Source organism: Candidatus Cloacimonadota bacterium (assembly GCA_011372345.1).
Classification (GTDB): domain Bacteria; phylum Cloacimonadota; class Cloacimonadia; order Cloacimonadales; family TCS61; genus DRTC01.
In genome coordinates this window covers 1-2,639 of record DRTC01000646.1, presented here as the reverse complement: position 1 = coordinate 2,639, position 2,639 = coordinate 1, and the positions used below count along the sequence as shown (strand labels likewise).

The 2,639-nt window shown below is 36.0% G+C and carries 3 protein-coding genes; 2 read left to right on the top strand and 1 reads right to left on the bottom strand.

Features of this window, described 5'->3' with window-relative positions; genetic code table 11:
- The first annotated feature begins 183 nt into the window (after positions 1 to 183).
- Complete coding sequence (locus tag ENL20_12405; protein HHE39354.1) at positions 184 to 510, top strand: cysteine methyltransferase; 327 nt, start codon at positions 184 to 186, stop codon at positions 508 to 510.
- Positions 511 to 577: 67 nt separating this feature from the next.
- The gene (locus tag ENL20_12400; protein ID HHE39353.1) at positions 578 to 1,696 is read left to right on the top strand and encodes an ATP-binding protein; all 1,119 of its coding nucleotides are present in this window, start codon (positions 578 to 580) and stop codon (positions 1,694 to 1,696) included.
- A gap of 61 nt (positions 1,697 to 1,757) precedes the next feature.
- On the opposite strand, the gene ENL20_12395 is transcribed toward ENL20_12400, so the two are convergent.
- Positions 1,758 to 2,639, bottom strand: an 882-nt coding sequence (locus tag ENL20_12395; GenBank protein HHE39352.1) for an ATP-dependent DNA helicase, incomplete at its 5' end; no start/stop codon positions are given.

Below are 2,639 nucleotides of genomic sequence, written 5' to 3'. Positions count from 1 at the left end.
CTTCTGCATTTTAAGAGCAGGATATATCAGAAAGGTTTTCGAAGTTTTCTACTTGATTTTTCTCAGACAAGGGTTTCAAAAAATACTTTTCATAGAATTCTGAAAAAATATCAGACCTCAACAGCAGAACAACCTTCTTTGAATTTTAATTTTAAGATGGGATTGTCTTAAAAGTGAAGTATTTTGAGCGAAAAGAAAACAGACCTCTATAAAAAAATCTATGAAATTGTGAGAAAAATTCCTAAAGGAAAAGTTTCAACTTACGGACAAATTGCAAAGATAGCAGATTGTTCACCAAGAGTTGCCGGTTATGCCATGCATTCTGTTAAAGATGAAAATATTCCCTGGCAGCGTGTTATCAACAGCAAAGGAATGATCAGTTTCCCGGAAAGTTCGCAGGGATACGATGAACAACGAGCGATCCTGGAAGCAGAAGGAATTTTTTTTAATGAGAAGGGGAAGATTGATCTAAAAAAGTTTGGATGGGATGCTGGTATAGAAATATTTTAATCCGACCAAAATGCAAGCAAATGCAGAAAAGTCTTGACTATTAAGCAAACCTTTTCATTTTGGTCGTATGAAAAGAATACAGAAATCTATCATTAAAAAAGACCTTTCAAAAAAAATGGTTTTTATTGTCGGACCGCGACAGGTCGGGAAAACCTGGTTAGCAAACGAAATCGCCAAAGACTTCTCCAATCCTCTTTACTTAAATTACGACCATTTGGAAGATCGGAAAATAATCCATAATGAAAACTGGTTACCTACCGTTGATCTGCTTATTTTGGACGAGATTCACAAAATGAAAAAATGGAAAAACTTCTTGAAAGGTGTTTATGACACGAAATCAGAGAATTTCCAGATTCTTGTCACTGGAAGTGCTCGCATGGACATTCACCGTCAGAGTGGAGATTCTTTAGCCGGACGATATTTCCTTCATCATCTTTTGCCGTTCTCGTATAAAGAATCTTCCAAAAGTAAGAATTTTACACTTGATCACTTGATCGAACGGGGAGGATTTCCTGAACCATTATTAGCAGAAACTTCAGATGATGCAAATCGATGGAGAATTCAGTATACCGAAAGCCTGATCAGGTACGACATTCTCGATTTTGAAAGAATTCAGGATATGCGAGCAATTCAACTACTTTTTGAAATGCTACGATCAAGAGTCGGAAGTCCAATCTCTTACAGAAGCTTGTCCGAAGATATTGGAGTTTCTCCCAATTCAGTAAAAAAATATATCAGGATCTTGGAAGCCTTGTACATCGTTTTCAGGATAACTCCTTTTGCTCGAAATATTGCCCGTTCCCTGCAGAAAGAACCAAAACTGTATTTTTTCGATACAGGACTTGTGCGGGGAGACGAAGGTGTGAAATTTGAAAATTTCATGGCTGTATCATTACTTAAACATTGGTCCTATAGACAGAATACAAAAGGTTTATTAACTCGATTACATTATTTGCGGACAAAAGAAGGTCGTGAAATCGATTTTTGCCTGATTGAAAATGAGGAAGCAAAATTGATCGTTGAAACAAAACTTTCTGCAAGTAATGTCAGTCGCCATCTGCATTATTTCAATGAACATTTCAAGATTCCCGGGGTGCAGGTAGTACGCTATTTGAGAAAAGAGAAAATGAGTGGTGAAATCCCGATCAGAAAAGCAGAGAATTTTTTATTGGAATTAACGATTTAATATTTGACCAAAACGCAAGCAATTGCAGAAAAGTCTTGACTAAAACGCAAAACAATGCATTTTAGTCATAAAAATAGTTCATATTATCGATCTTTATTGGATTCCAATATTCAGGTAAAAGGGACTTATACTGATAGTTCATAAATCTGTCACCGATCAGCAAAATCGAGCCTTTATCGTTTTCAGTTCTGATCACTCTTCCTGCTGCCTGCAGGACTTTTGTCATTCCCGGATAAATATAAGCATACTCAAATCCTTTCTCATATTCATCAAAATATTGCCTGATCAGATGTCGTTCGAAAGAGATTTTAGGAAGTCCGACGCCAACTATAACTGCTCCGTCCAGTCTTTCTCCGACCAGATCGATGCCTTCTCCGAAAATTCCTCCTAAAACCGCAAATCCAACTAAAGTTCTGACATTCTCATGATCAAATTTTTTCAGGAAATCACTCCTCTCAACTTCTGTCATTGCAGGTGATTGCCTGATCATATCTATCTCAACTAATTGAGAAAAATTTTTATAAACCATTTTTAGATATTCATAAGATGGGAAGAAAACAAGATAATTTCCTTTTTTCTGTTGAATAAATTCGGTGATCAATGACGCTATTTTCTCTCTGGTTTGCTGTCGGTGTTTGTATCTGGTTGAAATTTTATAGGCATTAAAAACCTGCAGATTTTCTGCCGTGAATGGAGATGGTAATTTCAAAAAATCAACAAATTCCGAACATCCCAGAATATCCTTAAAATAATCAAAAGGGGTCATTGTTGCAGAGAAGAAAATTGCAGATGAACATCTTTCAAGTGCTCCGTTTAGCAGTTTAGATGGATCGATGCAGAAAAGTTTTACCTTAAAATCTCGATTCTCTTTTTCATAACAAGTTGTGTAGTTTTCATCAAAAAGTTCGGAAATCCTCATAAAATTCAATACATCGAAATATGT